This is a genomic window from Amycolatopsis rhizosphaerae (assembly GCF_007713715.1).
GTDB lineage: Bacteria > Actinomycetota > Actinomycetes > Mycobacteriales > Pseudonocardiaceae > Amycolatopsis_E > Amycolatopsis_E rhizosphaerae.
This window is the reverse complement of sequence record NZ_VJWX01000652.1, coordinates 1-3416: the sequence shown is the minus strand read 5'-3', so window position 1 is coordinate 3416 and position 3416 is coordinate 1. Positions and strand designations below refer to the sequence as shown.

The following is a 3416-nucleotide window of genomic DNA, read 5'->3' as shown; positions in this document are numbered from 1 at the left end:
GATGTAGAGGTCCGGCAGCTGTGCCAGCGCGTTGAAACTGGCCAGGTACGCACCGGGCGTGCCGCCCTGCATGACCACGTTGAAGAAATAGCCGCCCAGCACCCCGACCACGCTGACCAGGCCGTTGAGCAGGATCGACACCACCATCGCGGCCAGCACCCTCGGCACGATGAGCCGCTGGACCGGGCTGACGCCCAGCACCTCCATCGCGTCGATCTCTTCGCGGATCTTGCGGGCACCGATGTCGGCGCAGACGGCGCTGCCGCCCGCGCCCGCCACCAGCAGCGCGGTGATCAGCGGTGAAGCCTGCTGCACGATCGCCAGCGCGCTCGCCGCACCGGTGAACGACTGGGCCCCGATCTGCCCGGTGAGCGAGCCGAGTTGCAGCGCGATCACCGCCCCGAACGGAATGGCCACCAGCGCGGTCGGCAGGATGGTCACGCTGGCGAAGAACCAGCACTGCTGGATCCATTCCCGGAACTGGAACGGCCGCCGCGGGATCGCGCGCAGGACTTCCCAGCCGAGCGTGGACAGGCGACCGACCTGAGTCAGCGCGGCGGTACCCGGAACCGAGAACGTGCCACTGCGTGAACCCATCACACCTCCGCAGACCCTAGCCTCGTTGCCTTGAGTCTTACTCACCATGTGCCGCCGCATTCCGTTAGCGGTGTTCACATGATCACGCCGGTGGCCGCCCCGGTACGCGTCAGATCTTCAGCGCGTGCGTGGCGGTGGCACCGCCGTCCGCGACGAACTCCGCCCCCGTGGAGTAGGAACTTTCGTCGCTGGCAAGGAAAACCACGAGGTTCGCGATTTCCTCCGGCTGTCCGACGCGGCCGAGCGCCACCTTCTTGCCCGCGGGCGACAGGTCGACGTGCGCACCGCCCGCCGCCGTGGACACCATGGCCGTTTCGATCATGCCCGGATGGACCGAATTGACCCGGATGCCCTTGCCGCCGAGCTCCAGCGCCGCCACCTTCGTCATCCCGCGGATGGCGAACTTGCTCGCGGTGTAGGCGATGAGGTACGGCATTCCGGCCAGTCCCTCCACAGAGGACAAATTGATGATCGAACCGACGCCCGCTTCGGACATGGGTTCAACGACCGAACGCATCCCGAGAAACGCACCGATCTGGTTCACCCCGATCACGCGCTCGTAATCGGCCAGCGTGGTCTTCCCCAGTTCGGAGAAATGCAGGATGCCGGCATTGTTCACCAGCACCGTCAGCTGCCCGTACTCGGCCAGCACCCGCTCGACCGCGGCGGCCCAGTCGGCCTCCTGCGAGACGTCGAGGTGCTGGTAGAGCGCGCCGATCTCGTCGGCGAGCCGCTTTCCCTCGTCGTCGATGATGTCGGCGACCATCACCTTCGCGCCTTCGGCGACGAACTTCCTCGCCGCCGCGGCCCCCTGGCCGCGGGCCGCGCCGGTGATCAGCGCGACCTTCCCGTCGAGCCTGCCCATGGTCACATCATCTCGTCGGTCAACGGCAGGTACACGGACTTGAGTTCGGTGAAGGCCTCGATCGAGGATTCGCCGCCCTCCCGGCCGAGGCCGGACTGCTTGAACCCGCCGAAGGGCAGATGCGGTTCGACCTGGAAGCCGTTGATCCCGATCGTGCCCGCCCGCAGCTTGCGCGAGACACGGAAGGCCCGCTGGGCGTCGGCGCTGAAAACGCTCGCTCCGAGCCCGTATTCGGTGTCGTTGGCCAGCCGGACGGCCTCTTCCTCGTCGGTGAAGGGCACGACCGCGAGCACCGGGCCGAAGATCTCTTCCCTCGCCAGCGTCGAGTCGTTGTCCACGTCGGCGAAGATGGTCGGGCCGACGAAGTTCCCCGCGGTGAGGTCGCCGCCGAGCCGTTCGCCGCCGGTCACCAGCCGGGCGCCCTCTTCCTTGCCCTTTTCGATGTAGCCGAGCACCCGCTCCAGCTGCCGCGGGTTGATCAGCGGGCTGGCGAGCACGCCCGGGTCGAACGGGTCGCCGTAGGTGATGGCGGCCGCCATGCCCTGCGCCGCGGCGAGGAACTCGTCGTAGACCTCACGCTGTACGAGTGCGCGGGTGTTGGCCACGCAGGCCTGGCCCGACAGGCCCATGGTCACCGCGCCGACCACGGTCGCCGCGGCGAGCCCGAGGTTGGGGGCGTCGGCGAAGACGAGTGCCGGGCTCTTGCCGCCCAGTTCGAGCGAGACGCGCTTGAGGGTGCCCGCGGACGCTTCGATGATCCGCCTGCCGACCCCGCGGCTGCCGGTGAAGCTGACCTTGTCCACGTCGGGATGCGTGATCAATGCTTCGCCCACGGGATCACCCGGGCCGGTCACCACGTTGAGCGTGCCCTCGGGCAGCCCGGCCTCGATCAGCAGTTCCACCATGCGCAGCACGGTGAAGGTGCAGTACTCGGAGGGCTTGAGCACCACCGTGCAGCCCGCGGCCAGCGCGGGCGCGACCTTCTGCGCGAACAGCAGGAACGGCGCGTTCCACGGCAGGATCGCCGCCACCACCCCGATCGGCTCGCGGAAGGTCATCGCGAGGTGGTCGCCGCCCTGGTACGGCGGCAGGGTCTGGCCGCCGAGCTTGTCCACCCAGCCCGCGTGGTGGTCGAAGACGTCGGCCGCCACCTCCACCGAGGTCGCGTAGATGCTGCCGCTGAACGACAGCGGCACCGAGTTGTCCAGCGCCTGCAGCGCACGCAGTTCCTCGGCGTGCTCGCGCAGCAGCCCGGCATAGCGGTGCAGCAGTTTGATGCGCACCCCCGCCCTGGCGTTGGACCAGGTGCCCGATTCGAAGGCCTTGCGGGCGGCGGCGACGGCGGCGTCGACGTCGGAGGCGGTGGCCACCGCGAACTCGCCGACGGCCTCGCCGGTGGCGGGGTGCAGGTGGGTCCAGGTTTCCCCGCCGCTGCCCGGTCCCCACTGGCCGTCGAGGTAGAGCTGTCCGGCCTTGAGGCCGACGGATTCACGATGCGGCTGCACGGTAAGGGTCACAACAACTCCTGACTGGCGAACATCTGCCCGGACTCGCGGTGGGCGAAGAAGCCGGTTACGTCGGGGAGCTCGGCCAGGCTCCAGATCCGTTCGACCGAAGGCGGGCGCACCAGCGCGATGCGTCCGCCGTGCACCACGAACACCTGACCGTTGATCGCGTCGGCCTCCGGCGAGGCCAGGTAGGCGACGAACGGGGCGACGTGGTCGACCGAGAGCGGGTCGGCGGCACCCTCGGGCGCTTCGCCGAACACCTCCTTGGTCATCGCGGTCCGCGCGCGGGGGCAGATCGCGTTGGCACGCACACCGTAGCGCGCGCATCCCCGCGCGGTCGCCACGGTGAGGGCGGCGATCCCGGCCTTGGCCGCGGCGTAGTTGGGCTGGCCAGCCGAACCGAACAGGAACGCCTCCGAGGCGGTGTTGACCACCCGCCCGTACAC

At 69.2% G+C, this 3416-nt stretch carries 4 protein-coding genes; all 4 read right to left on the bottom strand.

All coding sequences use genetic code 11. The features are described from left to right. Positions 1 to 597 (bottom strand): MlaE family ABC transporter permease (locus FNH05_RS34925; protein ID WP_144593122.1); only part of this gene is annotated, 597 nt, incomplete at its 3' end. A gap of 109 nt (positions 598 to 706) precedes the next feature. Beyond that, on the bottom strand, positions 707 to 1462 hold the full coding sequence (locus FNH05_RS34920) for a glucose 1-dehydrogenase (protein WP_144593121.1): 756 nt from the start codon (positions 1460 to 1462) through the stop codon (positions 707 to 709). A gap of 2 nt (positions 1463 to 1464) precedes the next feature. Then, entirely contained in the window at positions 1465 to 2979 is a 1515-nt protein-coding gene (locus FNH05_RS34915; RefSeq protein ID WP_144593120.1) for an aldehyde dehydrogenase family protein, read from the bottom strand. Continuing rightward, positions 2976 to 3416, bottom strand: a 441-nt coding sequence (locus tag FNH05_RS34910; protein ID WP_144593119.1) for an SDR family oxidoreductase, incomplete at its 5' end; no start/stop codon positions are given. The genes FNH05_RS34910 and FNH05_RS34915, both read right to left, overlap by 4 nt.

What these genes read in the sequence shown, in the direction of transcription:
- FNH05_RS34920 (WP_144593121.1), bottom strand. Translation starts at nt 1,462, where the DNA reads ATGGGCAGGCTCGACGGGAAGGTCGCGCTGATCACCGGCGCGGCCCGC.